This is a genomic window from Blautia sp. CAG:257 (genome assembly GCF_000433815.1).
Taxonomy (GTDB): domain Bacteria; phylum Bacillota; class Clostridia; order Lachnospirales; family Lachnospiraceae; genus Blautia_A; species Blautia_A caecimuris.
Window position 1 is genome coordinate 1 of record NZ_HF999006.1, and the last position, 17444, is coordinate 17444.

The following is a 17444-nucleotide window of genomic DNA, read 5'->3' on the forward strand; positions in this document are numbered from 1 at the left end:
TCAACACTTTTTTTAAAAAAATTTATTTTTATTTTTTTATTTTTTTGGTGAGAAATGTAAAAGTAACTTCCGGTTCTTCTTCACACTTCCGGAAGCTTATTTTGCATTCCGGCTTTATTATTTTATTACAGGAACTGCTGTTCTGCAGGCTGATACAGCAGCTCCTGTTTTCCGTTGCTTTCTTTCCGGATCAGATTAGTTTTCCCAATCCCATACATCCGCTTTGGAAACTGTGTTCCTTGGCTTTTTGATCACAAGCTCCGGGCTTTTAGCGCTTACCTTAGTATTGGCAGGAATAGAGGAAGTAATAAATGTATTTCCACCTATGATCGTATTCTCGCCGATCACTGTTTCTCCGCCAAGAACAGTAGAATTAGAATAAATCGTCACATTATCCCCGATAGTAGGATGACGTTTCACATCTGCAAGCTGCTGTCCCTGTCTGGTAGAAAGAGCTCCCAGGGTTACTCCCTGATACAGTTTTACATTTTTGCCGATTTCCGTTGTCTCGCCAATAACAACTCCGGTACCATGATCAATAAAAAAGTAATCTCCAATAGTTGCTCCGGGATTGATGTCGATTCCGGTTTTTCCATGAGCATATTCTGTCATGATACGTGGAATATACGGAACCTTTTCCATATAAAGAATATGAGCCAGACGATATACATAGATAGCAAACAGCCCAGGATAAGAAAATATAATCTCTTCCTTGCTTTTTGCCGCCGGGTCTCCGTCAAATCCCGCCTGTACATCCTTCAGAAGTTTTTTCTGTACTTCCGGAAGCTTTTCAAAAAAATCATCACAAATGGCTTCTGCCCTGGCGCAGGCCTCTTCCTTCTGTATATCCTGGTCAGCATAAAGAAATGCAATTTCCACCTGACTTTTCAGTCTGTCATAAAAATCATTCAGAAGAAATGCTGTAAACTGCTCCGGAAACAGCCTTGCCGCTGTATCCTCACCAAAATATCCCGGAAATATCACAGACCGGAGATTTCTCACCAGATCAATGATCACAGATCTGTTAGGAAGGCTTCTTCCGTTTTTCGGCATAAACAGCTCTTCCCTGTCATAATTTTCTGTAAGACTTTCTGCAGCTTTTAAAACTGCTTCTTTTTTTCTGCTCATAATTCCTCCTGTCTGCTGAAATCTTTTTATCTTATAATATAGTATAGCTTTTTCTGTGCGTCAAGGAACAGAAACAGATTCCAAAAATAATTTGACTTTCCCCGGGCCAGCCGATATAATAAAATCTGTCATGGAGATGTACCCAAGTGGCTGAAGGGTCCGCACTCGAAATGCGGTAGGCCGGGCAACCGGCGCGAGGGTTCAAATCCCTCCATCTCCGTCTTGACAAACAGATTTTTTCATAGTATAATAGTTTTTGTTTGATGCACATATAGGGGATTGGTCAAATGGTATGATAGGGGTCTCCAAAACCTTTGGTGGGAGTTCGATTCTCTCATCCCCTGCTTTTACGGATATCCGGAATTCTGACATGAATTCCGGATATTTTATTTTACCGCCGATAAACTCTCAGGAGGAAACATATGGAACGTTTTCTTACCTTTACTGTAAATAAAGATTCCGGCTTCTACACAGTGGGCCAGGTTCTGCGCTCACAGGGAGGCCTGACAAAAAATCAGATTTCCCGGGCAAAATTCCGCCCACAGGGAATTCTCAAAAACGGGATCCGCTGCCGGGTCACAGAATCTGTTTATCCGGGAGATATGATTACTGTATGTCTGGAAGAATCCGGTTTAAGTTCCGGGCATCTGGCCTCCCCTTCTGAGTCTGCTCTGCCGCCTCTGGAAATTCTGTATGAAGACCAGGATCTGTTGGCGGTAAACAAGCCTGCCGGAATTGTCACCCATCCTTCCGGCTGTCATTATCGTGACAGTCTTTCCAATCAGGTTTCCTGGTACTTCCGTTCCAAAAAAGAAAAGATCGTCATCCGCCCTGTAGGTAGACTGGACCGGGAAACCTCGGGAATCGTAATTTTTGCCAAAAATCAGACGGCTGCTGCCAGACTGCAGGCCCAGCGCTGCCACAATCATCTGAAAAAGCAGTATCTGGCAGTGGTATCCGGATGCCTGCCTGTTGATCCCTGTGCTGAAAAAACTGTGCATCCGTCCTCTTCTGCGCTTTTGTCACAGGGACACACCATCAGTCTTCCCATTGGCCCGGATCCTTATGATCCCCGGCAAATGACCGTATTGCTGTCAGATGACTTTACCTTTGGCAGCTTTCCTGTAGATCTTGAAAAAAGTCCTTCACAGCAACATCCTCAGTCGCCTCCGGGTGGAAATTTTAAAACTGCCGTCACCCATTATCAGGTACTTCACAGTACTGCTGACTGGTCTCTCGTTTCCCTCTTCCTGGATACCGGACGGACTCACCAGATCCGTGTACACATGAAATCCACAGGCCATCCCCTTCTGGGAGATACCTTATACGGAAACACCGGAGAATCCCCTGTGTCCTTTTCCTTTACAAGAGCTGCCCTTCATGCCTGGAAGCTCTCTCTGGAACATCCTTTTGAGGACAAACATCTTATATTGGAGGCTCCCCTGCCGGAGGATTTTTCTTCCCTGGCAAAATATCTTCCATAAGCCTTCTCCGCACAAACACGACAGGAAAATCTTACCTGCCGTGTTTGTGTGACTTAACTTTTTTTTGCCGGTAACACCTGTACACAGGGCTGCCGCAGCAAAAACCTTTTTCATGTATCCACAGTTTCCTGCCATCTGTACTTTATCATTTTGAAGCTGTTCCAGAAACTGACACAGATACAGAAACTCATCATTATGACATTTCTTACTGCTGCATTTTCATTTATCTCATGTAAACCTTTATATCACCTGATACTCTTCCACATCTTATCCGCATCCCTCCAGAATACTTTTTCTCCTGTAAAATCCCTTTGATTTCTGCCATTATAACAAAATTCCCCATGTTGTAATTGTATTACATCTGTATTTCAGATAATTTTCATCCAATTTTGTCTCAGAAGTATTTTTCTTGCATTTTTACATTGTTAAAAAATTATTTTTCCGGTTGATTTTGTCCCGCATTTATGTATAATATATAGAGGAAAGCTATAGTTCCACTTCTTTCACAAGATAACATAAGGTCTGACAGTCAGGCTGTTATCCTATTACTATTTTAAGAAAAGAGGTAAATGTAAGATGGCAAAAATTGATTTAACCAAGTACGGCATTACCGGAACCACAGAAATCGTACACAATCCTTCTTATGAAATGTTATTCGAAGAGGAAACAAAACCGGAGCTTGAAGGCTTTGAAAAAGGTCAGGAAAGTGAACTTGGCGCAGTCAACGTTATGACTGGTATCTATACAGGCCGTTCACCTAAAGACAAATTCATCGTTATGGATGAAAACTCCAAAGATACTGTATGGTGGACTTCCGATGAGTACAAAAACGACAACCATCCGGCTTCCCAGGAAGCATGGGACAGCTGTAAAGATCTTGCTCTGAAAGAGCTCTCCAATAAGAGACTTTTCGTAGTAGATGCTTTCTGCGGCGCTAACCACGACACACGTATGGCTATCCGTTTCATCGTTGAAGTGGCTTGGCAGGCACATTTCGTAAAGAACATGTTCATCATTCCTACTGAGGAAGAGCTTGAGAACTTTGAGCCGGATTTCGTAGTATACAACGCTTCCAAAGCTAAAGTAGAAAACTACAAAGAACTTGGTCTGAACTCTGAGACAGCAGTTCTTTTCAACATCACAAGCCGTGAGCAGGTTATCCTGAACACATGGTACGGCGGAGAAATGAAAAAAGGTATGTTCTCCATGATGAACTACTATCTGCCGCTTAAGGGCATCGCTTCCATGCACTGCTCTGCAAACACAGATATGAACGGTGAAAACACAGCTATCTTCTTCGGACTTTCCGGAACAGGTAAAACAACTCTTTCCACAGACCCGAAACGTCTTCTGATCGGTGATGACGAGCATGGCTGGGATGACAACGGTATCTTCAACTTTGAGGGCGGATGCTACGCAAAGGTTATCAACCTTGACAAAGAATCTGAGCCGGATATCTACAATGCGATCAGACGCAACGCTCTTCTTGAGAACGTTACTCTTGACAAAGACGGAAAGATCGACTTCGCTGATAAGAGCGTAACAGAAAACACTCGTGTTTCCTACCCGATCGACCACATCGACAATATTGTTCGTCCGGTTTCCGCAGCTCCTGCAGCTAAGAACGTAATCTTCCTTTCTGCAGATGCTTTCGGCGTACTGCCTCCAGTATCTGTTCTTACACCGGAGCAGACTCAGTACTACTTCCTGTCTGGCTTCACAGCTAAACTTGCTGGTACAGAGCGTGGAATCACTGAGCCTACACCTACCTTCTCCGCTTGCTTCGGACAGGCTTTCCTTGAGCTTCATCCGACAAAATACGCTGAGGAGCTTGTTAAGAAGATGGAAGCAAACGGCGCTAAAGCTTATCTTGTAAATACAGGATGGAACGGCTCCGGAAAACGTATCTCCATCAAAGATACCCGTGGTATCATCGATGCAATCCTTAACGGAGACATCAACAACGCACCGACCAAGACTATCCCGCACTTCAACTTCGAAGTTCCGACAGAGCTTCCGGGCGTTGATACAAACATTCTTGATCCTCGTGACACCTACGCAGACGCTTCTGAGTGGGAAGTAAAAGCAAAAGACCTTGCACAGAGATTCGTTAAGAACTTCGCTAAATACGAAGGAAACGAAGCCGGCAAAGCTCTTGTTTCAGCAGGTCCTCAGGAATAATTCTTATAACTGACAAAAAAGGATGTGATTGCTCACATCCTTTTTTTGTTACTGTGCAAATCTCTTTAAAATTCCCAGCATCACATGAACCGCTGTATCCATTCCCTCTGCTGTGATATGCTCATAAGGGCCGTGGAAAGCATAGCCGCCTGTTCCAAGATTCGGACAGGGAAGCCCCCGGAAACTAAGCTGAGCTCCGTCTGTGCCTCCGCGGATCGGATCTGTATTGGGCTCCATTCCCAGTTCTCTGATCGCATCCTTTGCATAATCCACAAGCTGCATACACGGCGCTACTTTTTCTATCATGTTGCGATACTGCTCATGAATTTCAAGGCTTACTGTTCCCTGACCGTATTTTTCATTCATGATTTTTTCAATATGTCTCAGAGTATTTTCTCTTGCCTCAAAAGAGGCTGCGCTGTGATCACGGATAATATACTGAAGCGTTGCATTCTCCACAGTGCCTTCCATCTCACAGAGATGGAAAAAGCCTTCATACAGCTCTGTATGTGCAGGTGTTTCCAGATTTGGAAGCATACTGTTGATCTCCATTCCCACAAGAGCCGCATTTATCATTTTGTTCCTGGCTTCGCCTGGATGAATATTAAATCCTCTGATTTTAAACACTGCCTCGCTGGCATTAAAATTCTCGTATACAATCTCATTTTCACAGCCGCCGTCTGCAGTATAGGCATACTGGGCTCCAAATGCCGGAATATCCAATTTATCTGCGCCGCTTCCCACCTCTTCATCCGGTGTAAAAGCAATACATATCTTTCCGTGAGGCATGGTTCCCTTCAGCAGCTCTTCTGCAACTGTCATGATCTCTGCGATTCCGGCTTTGTCATCTGCCCCCAGAAGAGTGGTTCCATCCGTAGTGATCAGTGTTCTTCCCTTCAGCTCTTTCAGATGAGGAAAGGTCTTAACAGAAAGCACCTTTCCGCTGTCTCCAAGCGTTACATCCTCTCCATTATAATTTCTGTGTATCTGAGGATTTACATGTTCTCCGCAAAAATCCGGGGCAGTATCCAGATGAGCGATCAGGCCGATCGCAGGTTTGTCTTCATATCCCGGTGTTGCCGGAACAGTCCCGTATACATAACAGTTTTCATCCACCCTGACGTCTTTCACTCCAAGCTTTTTCATTTCCTCTGCAAGAATCTCTGCAAGATCAAACTGACGTCTGGTGCTTGGCGTTGTATTGCTGTTTTCATCACTTGTTGTGTGGATTTTTACATAATTCAAAAATCTCTCATATGCTCTCATGTCATTCTCCTGTTCTGATGCTTGATTTACAGTGAAGCCTTCCGGACAAAGGCCGCAGCTGTTTTCTGAATAAACTCATTATAATATAAGAGTGTTTAAAATACAACGAATCCTTGCTCTATTCCGATCCATTGGTTTCCAGTCCGCCTTTTTCTCTGTTTGTCATTCCCTTCTTCATATGGTATACTTGCATCAGTGGGAAATCCTACAATTATCCATATCGGAGGTACAAAATGACAAAAAAGAATCTGATCGTCGGACAGTCCGGCGGCCCTACAGCAGTGATCAACAGCAGTCTTTACGGAGTGGTTTCCGAGGGAATTGCTCATTCTGATGAGATTGGCGAAGTTTACGGTATGGTAAACGGAATCGAAGGCTTTCTTGAGGACAGGATTCTGAATTTCCGTGAAGCTCTACCCGGTGAACAGCTGGATTATCTGAAACACACACCAGGCGCTTATCTTGGTTCCTGCCGTTACAAACTGCCGGAATCTCTGGAAGATCCGGTTTACCCTCTTCTTTTCCAAAAATTCGAGGAAATGAATATCGGCTGGTTCTTCTATATCGGGGGAAATGACTCCATGGACACTGTAAGTAAGCTCTCCAGATACGCTGCTAAGACAGGCAGCTCTATTCGCGTGATCGGCGAGCCTAAAACCATTGACAATGACCTTGTACATACCGATCATACTCCGGGATACGGAAGCGCCGCAAAATATGTGGCATCAACAGTACGCGAGATCACTTTGGATGCCAGCGTTTATGAAAAAAAATCCGTAACCATTATTGAGATCATGGGACGTCACGCCGGCTGGCTTACTGCTGCCTCTGCCCTTGCCCGCAAGTACAAAGGCGACAATCCTTTCTTTATTTATCTCCCGGAAAGCGCTTTTGATACAGAAAAATTCCTCAAAGATGTAGAAAGTGCTTTTGAAAAAAACTGCAATGTAGTTGTGTGTGTTTCCGAAGGAATCCATGATGCGGACGGTACCTTTATCTGTGAGTATGACAGTTCTGTAGGTACAGATACCTTTGGTCACAAAATGCTTGCAGGCTGCGGAAAATATCTGGAAAATCTGGTTCGTGACCGTCTTGGAGTAAAAGCCCGTTCTGTAGAGCTGAATGTAAGCCAGCGCTGCTCTGCTTCTCTTATCTCCGCCGCTGATCAAAAAGAGGCGGTTTCCGCCGGACGTTTCGGTGTTCAGGCTGCTTTAAATGGCGAAACAGGCAAAATGGTCTCTTTTGTACGCCGTCAGGCTGAAGACGGATCCTATCAAATGGAATGTGGACTGGAAGATGTAAATCTGATCTGCAATGAAGAAAAAGAAGTTCCGGCTGAATGGATCACAGAAAACGGTTCTGATGTATCTGAAGAATTTATAAAATATGTAACCCCCCTTGTTCAGGGCAGTGTCAATGTACCTCTGGGCGAAGACGGTCTTCCGGTATTTGTTTACAGAAAATAAAATATACGAAAAATCAAGAAAGAAGCTGACATATAAGCAGCTTCTTTCTTGATTTTGTTATTCTGAAAATTCTTTATGATCTCTCTCTAATTGTTCTTCTACTTCTTTTTGCTTTCGCTCTTCTTCTTTTTTCTCATCCCTGCTTTTTGGAAGGATCACATTCAGAAGTACAGCGATTATTGTTGCAAGCACTACCGGAGATTTTCCGAATATTGTAGTAACCCATGCCGGAAACGTAGAAAGCGCTGCCGTTGCCTGAGAAACGCCTACTCCCAGAGCTGCTGCAAGACCTACGATCGAGGAATTGCGGTAATCCAATCCATTTCCGCAGAAGCCACCAGCTTCATTCCGGTCATTGCTATAGAGGCAAAAACAGAAACCGTTGCTCCTCCCAGTACACACTGAGGAATCGTAGTGAGCAGGGCTGAAAACTTCGGAACAATTCCCGCTACTGCAAGAATCACTGCTGCCAGCCCCAGAACACAGCGGTTAATAACTTTTGTTGTGGTGACAATACCGACATTCTGGCTGTAGGTCGCTGTTGGCAGGCATCCAAAGCATGCGCTTAAAATATTCGTCAGTCCATAGGCCACAATACCGCTTTGAAGCTCTCCGTCCTTAGGTGTCCGGTTCATTGCTCCGATGGTGGTTGCAGAATAATCGCCGATCGCCTGAACAGAATTAATTGCAAACAAAAGCCCTATAGCCACGCAGGAAGAGATCTCAAATTCTATCCCAAAATGCATAAATTCCGGAACCTGGAACATGCCCGCCTCACCTACGCTGGAAAGATTCACCATTCCAAACGGAATCGACACAATGTAGCCTGCAATAATTCCAATAAGAATAGAAGCCAGTTTCCAGATTCCTTTTCCAAAATGGTTCAGAGCAGTCACTACTGCAAGAGTAAAAAACGCAACCAGCCAGTTCTGCCATGCTCCATAGTTTTCGCTCCCTACTCCCCCTGCCATATAGTTAATGGCCGTAGGATACAGAGACAGACCTATGGTGAACACAACGGTTCCTGTGATCAGAGGCGGGAAAAATACACGGATCTTTTTTACCAGAAGTCCCATAATAAGGGCCACAATACCACCTACGATCTGTGCTCCAAAAATCGTAGCAATCCCATAGCCTTCTGCAATAGCCTGCATACTCGGCACATAGGCAAAGCTTACTCCCATGATCATGGGAAGGCCTGAACCAATTGCAAATTTCCCTCGTTTTCCAATGGGAAAAAGCTGAATCAGCGTAGCAAGCCCGGACATAAGCAGAGAAGCCTGTATCAAAATTACACGGTCTTTTGAATTCAGACCGCCTGCTGCGGCTCCTGCCACAATAATTGCCGGCGTAACACAGCCAACGATCATTGCAACTACATGCTGGAGAGCCAGGGGACAGGCTTCCCGCAGCCTGGGTACCCCATCCAGCTCAAAAATACTCCCTCGTTTCATAAAAACCTCCCGTTCCTTTTCTCATACAAATAATACTGCTTTGCTTATTATACCAGACAGAATGCATAAAAACAATTAGGTTATCTAAAAGTTTTTGTATAAAATATCACCAAAAAACAGGAAGGATTTTTGTGTACTTTTTTAGTAAATATTCATTTCCCGGTTATCATCACTGAGTGATCTGTTTCATTAAGTAAGGAGCTCAAAGGTGTGATACAGGTCTATTCTTCCATACCCCCATTCCGGATTTGGATACTGCATATCTTCTTCTCTGACCGCCCCTCTTCTCAGATAATTTTTTACACTGTTTCCGGAAAAAAAAGGCTCGTTGCCACGGATAATGGCCCATTCAAATAAAAGAGCTGCAATGCCTGAGGTCTGCGCCGCTGCAAGACTTGTTCCCGATGACTGTGTGTACGTTCCTGCAGGCCCTGAAGCTGCAGCTTTCATATCCACCCCTGGTGCTGCAAAATCAGGCTTTACCACATTATCCGTGTTGTAGCCTCTGCTGGCTTTGCTGTAAAGGCTGTCGTCTCTGTACTGATAGGCAGTCACAGTCATTCCATTTACCGCGTCTCCCGGCGCAGTGACCGTATACTCCGGAGATGACTCCAGAAAATACGTCTCCTCTGAGATCATCCCCTGTACAGGAAGCCATACATGAAATCTTGCAGAACTGTTCAGCCTTCCTGAAGTTTCCAGTTTCCAGATTCCCTCTGCCGGATGGAGAAACCGAAAAAAAATCAGCGTGTTTCCGGATCTCCTTTCAATTGGAACATAATTTACCATCACCTTTGTTTCCACAAACACAAACGACAGCTCCTGAGTCCCGTATTTCAGAGCGCTGCTTACCTGCAGCCTCTCCCCTGTTGGAGACTGAATGGTTACATGATAAAAGTCCGATGCCTCTCCCCAGAATTCCATGGAAAATCCATGTACCGCTTCCTTTGCCCCCACTCTCAGCTCCAGAATATCAGAAGTGGTTTTTTCGTCTAGAATCCCCATATAATGACGTCTTGCCAGTCCTTCGTTTCCGGCTGCCACAGATACACAGTTCTGGGTAAAATCAGCGATACTGCTGATATACTGACTTAAAGGGCCGTCTCCTCTGTGAGAGCCCTGGCTGCTTCCCAGACCCACGCACACAGACAGAGGTTTCTGATAACGCAGGGCGCATTTTATTGCATAGGAAATCCCAAGCATAATATCATCCTCCTGAAACACCTCAGCCTCAGGAGGGATCAGATACAGCTCTCTGAGATATTCCTTGGCAGGCTTCAGCTTTACAATTACCAGCTCCGCCTCCGGCGCTGCCCCGGAAACGCCCTCTTCCAGATTCCTGTTTCCCGCTGCTATGGAAGCAAGCCGTGTCCCGTGTCCGTTAATGTCTGCAGAAGGAACGATTTCCTGCGGATTTTCGGACTGCAGGGCTCTGTTGATCTCCTGCCGGGTAAAAACCTGTCCATAGGGCACTTCCTCTGATTCTCCTGAAGGAAGGCTCTGATCCCAGATGCTTACAATCCGGCTCTGGTTCCCATTTCGAAATGCCGGATGAGTATAGTCGATCCCGGAATCAATAATCGCAATCAAGGTTCCGGCTCCCCTCAGCTTCAAATACGGATGTTCATGAAGCCGGTTGATACCTGAGGCATTCAGGCCGCCCTGATCCATATATGTATAACACTTGGGAATGGAAGAGTAAGAATAGCTGTTGAGCACAGATTCCGGCACCTGAGAAGCCGGTATATAGATGACTCCAAAAAGCTCATTGATAATCTGAAAGCTCCTGTCCGACTCATAGTTGACAGCTCCGTCAACATTGCGGCTATACCGGATAATAAAGTTCTGATAGCTTTCATTCTGGGCAGGAACTACCTTCATTTCATCAGGTATTTCCCTGTTTTCTTCCGGCTGAGGAACCACACCTGCCAGTTCCTCTGTAAAAGGCAGTCTTGTTTCCTCCACAGTCAGATTTTTCTCTTCTGTCCATAATCCGGGCTCATAGTCTTCTTTTTTCAGCATATCTTCTCCAGTACACTTTTTATCAGCCTATGCTGTTCTTCTTACAATATGTGTAAAAAAGCTCCCGCAGATCTTTCTGCGGAAGCCTTTTTTACACATGCTGTCAGCCCTGATTTAACACAGAACGGACATGTTCTACTTCTTCTCTGGTTGCCTTTGCAGCCGGTACATAATAGCCCTTTGTCCGGGCAATTCTGTAAATCTCTTCCTGAGACATCTCGCACTGGTTACGGATCTGCTTCAGAGTCTGCTTCAGTTCCGGATTCTCTGTCTGAGGAATCATTTCACCATAACGGACAAGCTCTCCGTTAATACCTGCCAGCGTATCTGCTACCATTGTTTTTTCGTTCATCTGTGCCACCTCCTACTGTAAAAACTGCATAAGCTGCTGCTTTGTCTGCTGTGCGGACTGCGCGGATTTCTGGAAAAACTGTTTTACTTCCATATCCTCTGCTTTCTGTGCATAGTCCTGCATTTTACAGTGTGTGGTGTCAAATCCGCCGATCAGGTGACGCAGATTCTGTAAATCAAGTTCTGAAATCTCTGTCATGATACTACCTCCTCAATATTATGTTACAAAAGATAGTATCTCAGAAAATCAGATTTTTATTCGCCGATGAGCCAGTTGTACATTTCCTCATACTGGCTTGCAGAATGACCCCAGGAGAAATCCGCCGCCATAGCGCGGTCTACCAGCTTGTTCCATTCTCTCTTGTTGTCATAGAATACTCTCTCTGCATTTCTCACAGTGTCCATCATCTCATGGGCATTATAGTTTCGGAAGCTGAATCCGGTTCCTGTTCCCTCAAACTCATTGTAAGGCTGAACCGTATCCTTAAGACCGCCTGTTTCGCGAACGATCGGCAGTGTTCCGTAACGAAGGCTCATCAGCTGGCTGAGGCCGCAGGGCTCAAACAGAGACGGCATCAGGAACGCATCCGACGCTGCATAAATGCGGTGGGACATCGGCTCGTCATAATAGATCTGAGCAGAAACCTTTCCGTGGTACTTCCAGTCAAAATGACGGAACATATTTTCGTAGCGCTCGTCTCCGGTTCCGAGGATCACAAACTGAACGGCATCCTGGCACATTTCATCCATCACATAGGCAATAAGATCAAAGCCCTTCTGGTCTGTGAGACGGGATACGATTCCGATCATCATTACCTTTGGATCAACCTCAAGTCCCAGGTCTTTCTGGAGCTGAAGTTTATTTTTTATTTTTTCCTTGCGGAAATTACGGGCGTTGTAATTCTGAGTGATAAAAGGATCTGTTTCCGGATTAAATACATCATAGTCAATTCCGTTTACAATTCCTCTCAGGCTGTTGGATCGGGCGCACATCAGCCCATCCAGGCCCTCTCCGTAAAACGGCGTTTTAATTTCTTCTGCGTATGTATTACTTACAGTAGTTACCGCATCCGCAAAAACAATTCCGCCCTTCAGGAAATTGGCGTCTCTGTATGCTTCCAGTTTATCTGGAGCAAAATAATAATCAGAAAGACCTGTGATCTCCCTTACTGTTTTTACATCCCATACTCCCTGGAATTTCAGGTTATGGATAGTCATAACTGTGCGGATCCCTCTGAAAAATTCATTCTGCTGGAAAGAATCATGAAGATACACAGGAACAAGACCTGTCTGCCAGTCATGACAATGGATCACATCCGGGCGAAAGCCGATCACAGGAAGTACGGAAAGAACCGCTTTTGAGAAAAATGCAAATTTTTCCAGATCCCACGGAGCGCTGTCATAGGGCTTTGGACCGCTAAAATAATATTCATTGTCAATAAAGTAAAACTGAATCCCATCATACTGCATCTGCATAATGCCCACATAGCAGTTCTTAAAACCAAGATCCATATAAAAATGGGTCACGTATTCCATTTTATCTTTCCATTCCTGCTTCATGCAGGCATATTTCGGAAGGATGACACGGATATCAAAATAGCGTTTATCAAAATATTTCGGAAGTGTTCCCGCTACATCTGCCAAACCTCCTGTTTTAATAAACGGTACTGCCTCTGATGTTGCAAATAAAATCCTTTTCATCTGTAAATACCCCTCCTTAGTGGCTTGAAGTTATTTTTATTATACCCCAATTCACTTTTATTTAAAAGAGTGTTTTTTGTATTCCAGCCGAATCTTGTCTGCGATCAGGGCAATAAATTCTGAATTCGTAGGCTTGCCTTTGCCTGTGCTTACCGTATATCCAAACAGCTCGTCAATGGTGTCCATCTTGCCTCTGCTCCACGCCACTTCTATGGCATGACGGATGGCACGTTCCACCCTGCTTGGGGTTGTCTGATGTTTCTTGGCAATGGTAGGATACAGAACCTTGGTAATAGAATTCAGCATTTCCATATCATTGACTGCCAGGATAATGGCATCTCTCAGATACTGATATCCCTTGATATGCGCAGGAACTCCGATCTCATGGATGATATTTGTCACATCTCCCTCCAGATTATGCGTTCCGTAATCCGCCTTTTCTTCCTGCACTGCCTGACGCAGAAGCGGCTCACGGTTTCTTCTGTCTCCAAATCGGCGCAGATGTTTGATCCGGTTCAGAAGCACCTGATTGTCAAAAGGCTTCAGCATATAATAATCTGCTCCCAGATTAAAGGCATCCTCTGTGATCCTTTCCTGCCCCACTGCCGAAACTACAATAAAAGACGGCAGTTTCTTTACCGTCTGATCATGGCTGCACTGTTCCATAACTGTAAGTCCGTCCATCTTCGGCATGATAATATCCAGGATGACTACATCCGGTTCTTTTTCTCTGATGATATTACAAATTTCTTCTCCGTTGTGCGCTTTCCCCACCAGTTTCAGATCATGATCCTCTTCAATCATTCGCCCCAGTACTTCTACCATTTTCTCGTTATCATCTGCAACTGCTACATTTAGTTTCTCCATAAGACCAATTCCCTCCTCATTTTTCACAGCCAACCTTCCACAGCTGTGGTGAATTTTCGTTTACTCTTTCATGTCACAGCTATTATAGTAGAACATCACAGGCGAAATCAAGCCGAAACTGGGTGAAATGCCGGTTTTTCTTTCGCCTTCTTTCGAGATTTAAGTACATTTTACCCCATAAAACCACATTCCCGCCTGGTTTTAATTCCTGGTTTTGTGCAGTTTTATGAGGGTTTCCGCTGTTTTGACCTGTTCTTCTATTTTTCTACATTTCCCACAAAAACAGGTTTTCTGTCCTGTTTTCTGTCCTGTTTCCTGTATCTGTTTTTTCTGAAGCGTTACTTGTTTTTTATATTTTCCAGCATGGTCTCTGCAAAAATACCATATCCGCTTGTTGAATCCTGTACAAATACATGTGTCACTGCTCCGGCAAATTTACCCTTCTGAAGTATGGGACTTCCGCTCATTCCCTGAACAATACCGCCTGTGATCTCCAGAAGCTCAGGATCTGTCACATGGATCACAAAGCTTTTGTTTGTATCTTCATGGTTCATGTCAATCCTGGTAATTTCCGCGTCATATTCCTTTACGCTTCCATCCACACAGCAGAGAATGGACGCCGGTCCGACTTCCAGTTCCTGTTTATAAGCCACTTCTGTTTTTTTCACCGGAATTCCGGCTCTTCTGTCATAAAAAGAACCGTAAATACCATTTTTGCTGTTCGTGTCAATAGCGCCTATAATCTGGCCGGGTTCATAGCGTATGAGCCCGGACAGCTCTCCCGGACTTCCGCTCTTTCCTTTCTGGATACCCAGGATCTCCGCCTGATATAACGCCCCTTTGCTGATATGAAGAAGCTCCCCTGTATCCACATCACTGATTCCATGACCCAGGGCGCCGTAACGGCCTTTTTCGTCCACGAAGGTGAGGGTTCCGATGCCCTGGGTATTGTCCCGTACCCAGATACCCAGCTTGTATTCTCCTCCGGCATCCTTTACAGGAGTCAGTGACACAGGAATTTTTTCTCCGTTTCTTATAACATCCAGAATCACATCCTCTCCGTCCAGAATTTCCAGATCCTCCATCAGTTCCTTTTTGTTGCTTACCTTCTGTTCATTAAATGCCACAATATAATCTCCGGGTCTGACAATATTTTTTGCCGGCTCCCTTGCAGTTCCTCCTTCACACAGGATCTCTCCTGTATCAATGATCAAAACGCCCTCTGTTTCCATATAAATTCCCACTGTACTTCCGCTTACATACACAGAACTGGCCTCTGTGGGAGTCACTTTGATATCCTTAAAGGGTATCATTCCCAGAAGCCTGCAGGGCAGCAGATAACTGCCTTCTCCAGACACAGTGATCGCATCCTCAAATTCCAGCAGAGGATGCTCCAGAAGCTTCTGTACCTCATGGGCACTGCTCTCTGACACATGTATCTCATCAGGAACCTTGCGGTCCATATAACGGTATCCCAGCCAGCTCATAGCAAGTACATCCAGCCCGAGACACCAGAAAAGAAATTTTCTGTATCTTCCTCTTCTGTTCATTCTGTCACATCCTTTCGCATAATAAAAAAGAGAGAATAACCTTTTCTGTCATCCTCTCTTATTATGCGGTGAATATTTCTATTTCACTCTTGTATTTTTATGTACTTGTGCCAATTCTTTCATTTCCATTGCATTTTTGAGAACAGCCTCCGTGATCTCCGCTCCGCCCAGAAGTCTGGCAAGCTCACGGACCGATTCCCTTTCACCAAGGGGATGGATCTCTGTGATCGTCTCGCTTCCCTTCTGATGTTTTTCGATCTCAAAATGAGTGTCTGCCATTGCCGCAATCTGGGGAAGGTGCGTGATGCACAGAACCTGATGGCAGCTTCCGATGACAGCCATTTTTTCGGATACCTTCTGAGCCGTCCTTCCACTGATTCCTGTATCAATCTCATCAAAGATCAGTGTTTCAATCTGATCTCTGTCTGCAAGAATCGCTTTTATCGCCAGCATGATCCTGGACAGCTCACCGCCGGAAACGATCCTTCCCAGAGGCTTCACACTCTCGCCGGGATTTGTGGAGATTTCATATTCAATGCTGTCATAGCCGTTATCTGTAAACTCCTGCTTTCTCTGAAAATCAATCCGGAATTTTACATCAAGAAAGTTCAGATCCCTCAGACCTTCAATAATCTTTTCTGTTAATGTCTTACTGTAGTCTTTCCTGATTTCTGATAAAACATACGAATCTTTTTCCAGCTGCTCTTCTGCTTTTTTCAGATTTTGCCGGGCTTCCAGGAAATTTTCTTCATATCTGGCAAGCTTTTCCAGTTTTTGCTGCTGTGTATTCTGATATTCCAGGATTTCCTCTATGGTACGTCCGTATTTTGCCTTCAGCCCGTTGATCTGATCCAGACGTTTTTCTGTCTCATAAAAGGTTTCATCATCAAAGCTTAAATCCTCCACATAGGAAGAAAGCTCTCTGTTAAAATCATTGAGAAGCCCGTCGATCTCCTGAAGAGTCTCTGCCATAGATTCCAGCTGCGTGTCGTACTCTGTCACCCTTAAAAGCTCCCGTACTCCGGTTCCGACCGCCTCTCCGGCCCCCTGTCCGGAATCATACCCGGTAAGGCTGTGAACGCTCTGCAGGGTTTCCAGAATCAGCTTTCCGTTGTTCAGCCTGCGGTAAAGTGTTTCCAGTTCCTCGTCTTCACCCGGCACTAAATGAGCCTTCTCGATCTCACTGATCTCAAATTCCAGAAATGCCTTTTCACGGTTTCTCTGTTCTTCATCTGTATCCAGTTCCTTCAGAGCCCGCATATATTTGCGGTATTCCTCATAGGACTGTCTGACCGCTTCCTTTGCCGGACGTATCTTTTCTCTTCCATATGCGTCCAGGATCTCCAGCTGTTTCTCCTGATACAAAAGAGACTGATGCTCATGCTGGCCGTGTATGTCCAGAAGACATTCTGCCGCCGCCTTCATCTGGCCTACGGTACAGGTTTCACCATTGATCTTATTAATGCTTCTTCCATCCATAATCTTCCGCGAAAGAAGAACCTGTCCCTCTTCTGTAAAAATTCCAAGAGAATTGAGCGCCTGCTCTGCCTTTTTGTTTTCTACCTGGAACAAAAGCTCTACCAATGCACAGGAAGCTCCTGTGCGGATCATATCTCTGGCGGTACGTCCGCCAAGGATCAGCTGCATGGAACCAAGAAGAACCGACTTTCCTGCTCCTGTCTCTCCTGTAAGAATGTTAAGCCCCGGACCGAACTCTACCTCAATGTCCTCGATCAGAGCAAGATTTTTTACATGCAGATGAATTAACATTTTCTCGCCTTCCTATTTCTGCAATATACTTTTTAATCGTTCTGCCACACTGGAAGCCTCTTCCAGTGTTCTGGCCACGCACATGACCGTATCGTCGCCTGCAATACTTCCAAGAATTTCCTCCCAGTTCAGGGCATCCAGAGCAGCCGCTACTCCCATTGCCATGCCGGGAACCGTACGGATCACCAGAATGTTCTGGCCCTG

Annotated in this window: 12 protein-coding genes, 2 tRNA genes and 2 pseudogenes; 5 read left to right on the forward strand and 11 right to left on the reverse strand. The window is 45.0% G+C overall.

Features of this window, described 5'->3' with window-relative positions; genetic code table 11:
* Nucleotides 1–195: 195 nt before the first annotated feature.
* Nucleotides 196–1128: a serine O-acetyltransferase EpsC gene (gene epsC, locus QVP40_RS03010; protein ID WP_022067025.1), complete on the reverse strand. Its 933-nt coding sequence runs from the start codon at nt 1126–1128 to the stop codon at nt 196–198.
* A 132-nt stretch (nt 1129–1260) separates the two neighbouring features.
* Here epsC and QVP40_RS03015 point away from each other — a divergent pair.
* The 4 genes from QVP40_RS03015 to pckA all read left to right on the forward strand — a co-directional run bounded on the left by QVP40_RS03015 (nt 1261) and on the right by pckA (nt 4793).
* Nucleotides 1261–1348 (forward strand) — tRNA-Ser (locus QVP40_RS03015).
* Nucleotides 1349–1401: 53 nt separating this feature from the next.
* Nucleotides 1402–1472: transfer RNA gene (locus tag QVP40_RS03020), tRNA-Trp, on the forward strand.
* A gap of 78 nt (nt 1473–1550) precedes the next feature.
* Nucleotides 1551–2612, forward strand: coding sequence for an RluA family pseudouridine synthase (locus QVP40_RS03025; protein ID WP_022067026.1), 1062 nt, complete (start codon nt 1551–1553; stop codon nt 2610–2612).
* 576 nt (nt 2613–3188) lie between these two features.
* Nucleotides 3189–4793, forward strand: coding sequence for a phosphoenolpyruvate carboxykinase (ATP) (gene pckA, locus QVP40_RS03030; RefSeq protein WP_022067027.1), 1605 nt, complete (start codon nt 3189–3191; stop codon nt 4791–4793).
* A gap of 48 nt (nt 4794–4841) precedes the next feature.
* On the opposite strand, the gene pepT is transcribed toward pckA, so the two are convergent.
* Entirely contained in the window at nt 4842–6059 is a 1218-nt protein-coding gene (gene pepT / locus QVP40_RS03035) for a peptidase T (protein WP_022067028.1), read from the reverse strand.
* 233 nt (nt 6060–6292) lie between these two features.
* Here pepT and QVP40_RS03040 point away from each other — a divergent pair, with 233 nt between their 5' ends.
* Complete coding sequence (locus tag QVP40_RS03040) at nt 6293–7525, forward strand: 6-phosphofructokinase (RefSeq protein ID WP_022067029.1); 1233 nt, start codon at nt 6293–6295, stop codon at nt 7523–7525.
* 57 nt (nt 7526–7582) lie between these two features.
* On the opposite strand, the pseudogene QVP40_RS03045 reads toward QVP40_RS03040, so the two are convergent.
* The 9 genes and pseudogenes from QVP40_RS03045 to QVP40_RS03085 all read right to left on the reverse strand — a co-directional run.
* Nucleotides 7583–8979: pseudogene (locus QVP40_RS03045) on the reverse strand (uracil-xanthine permease family protein).
* A gap of 189 nt (nt 8980–9168) precedes the next feature.
* Complete coding sequence (locus QVP40_RS03050; protein WP_022067032.1) at nt 9169–11001, reverse strand: S8 family serine peptidase; 1833 nt, start codon at nt 10999–11001, stop codon at nt 9169–9171.
* Nucleotides 11002–11104: 103 nt separating this feature from the next.
* On the reverse strand, nt 11105–11353 hold the full coding sequence (locus QVP40_RS03055) for a spore coat protein (protein WP_022067033.1): 249 nt from the start codon (nt 11351–11353) through the stop codon (nt 11105–11107).
* Between the two features lie 12 nt (nt 11354–11365).
* Nucleotides 11366–11551: a hypothetical protein gene (locus QVP40_RS03060; protein ID WP_022067034.1), complete on the reverse strand. Its 186-nt coding sequence runs from the start codon at nt 11549–11551 to the stop codon at nt 11366–11368.
* A gap of 56 nt (nt 11552–11607) precedes the next feature.
* Entirely contained in the window at nt 11608–13053 is a 1446-nt protein-coding gene (gene glgA, locus QVP40_RS03065) for a glycogen synthase GlgA (RefSeq protein ID WP_022067035.1), read from the reverse strand.
* Nucleotides 13054–13110: 57 nt separating this feature from the next.
* Nucleotides 13111–13920 carry a sporulation transcription factor Spo0A gene (gene spo0A / locus QVP40_RS03070; protein WP_022067036.1) on the reverse strand — a complete coding sequence of 270 codons (810 nt, stop codon included), beginning with the start codon at nt 13918–13920 and terminating at the stop codon, nt 13111–13113.
* A 338-nt stretch (nt 13921–14258) separates the two neighbouring features.
* The gene (gene spoIVB / locus QVP40_RS03075; protein ID WP_022067037.1) at nt 14259–15470 is read right to left on the reverse strand and encodes a SpoIVB peptidase; all 1212 of its coding nucleotides are present in this window, start codon (nt 15468–15470) and stop codon (nt 14259–14261) included.
* Between the two features lie 78 nt (nt 15471–15548).
* Entirely contained in the window at nt 15549–17240 is a 1692-nt protein-coding gene (recN, locus tag QVP40_RS03080) for a DNA repair protein RecN (protein WP_022067038.1), read from the reverse strand.
* A gap of 12 nt (nt 17241–17252) precedes the next feature.
* A pseudogene (locus QVP40_RS03085) lies at nt 17253–17444 on the reverse strand (arginine repressor); the annotation flags it as partial.

Coding starts and splice junctions, on each gene's coding strand:
- epsC (WP_022067025.1), bottom strand. CDS start 1,128: ATGAGCAGAAAAAAAGAAGCAGTTTTAAAAGCTGCAGAAAGTCTTACA.
- QVP40_RS03025 (WP_022067026.1), top strand. CDS start 1,551: ATGGAACGTTTTCTTACCTTTACTGTAAATAAAGATTCCGGCTTCTAC.
- pckA (WP_022067027.1), top strand. CDS start 3,189: ATGGCAAAAATTGATTTAACCAAGTACGGCATTACCGGAACCACAGAA.
- pepT (WP_022067028.1), bottom strand. CDS start 6,059: ATGAGAGCATATGAGAGATTTTTGAATTATGTAAAAATCCACACAACA.
- QVP40_RS03040 (WP_022067029.1), top strand. CDS start 6,293: ATGACAAAAAAGAATCTGATCGTCGGACAGTCCGGCGGCCCTACAGCA.
- QVP40_RS03050 (WP_022067032.1), bottom strand. CDS start 11,001: ATGCTGAAAAAAGAAGACTATGAGCCCGGATTATGGACAGAAGAGAAA.
- QVP40_RS03055 (WP_022067033.1), bottom strand. CDS start 11,353: ATGAACGAAAAAACAATGGTAGCAGATACGCTGGCAGGTATTAACGGA.
- QVP40_RS03060 (WP_022067034.1), bottom strand. CDS start 11,551: ATGACAGAGATTTCAGAACTTGATTTACAGAATCTGCGTCACCTGATC.
- glgA (WP_022067035.1), bottom strand. CDS start 13,053: ATGAAAAGGATTTTATTTGCAACATCAGAGGCAGTACCGTTTATTAAA.
- spo0A (WP_022067036.1), bottom strand. CDS start 13,920: ATGGAGAAACTAAATGTAGCAGTTGCAGATGATAACGAGAAAATGGTA.
- spoIVB (WP_022067037.1), bottom strand. CDS start 15,470: ATGAACAGAAGAGGAAGATACAGAAAATTTCTTTTCTGGTGTCTCGGG.
- recN (WP_022067038.1), bottom strand. CDS start 17,240: ATGTTAATTCATCTGCATGTAAAAAATCTTGCTCTGATCGAGGACATT.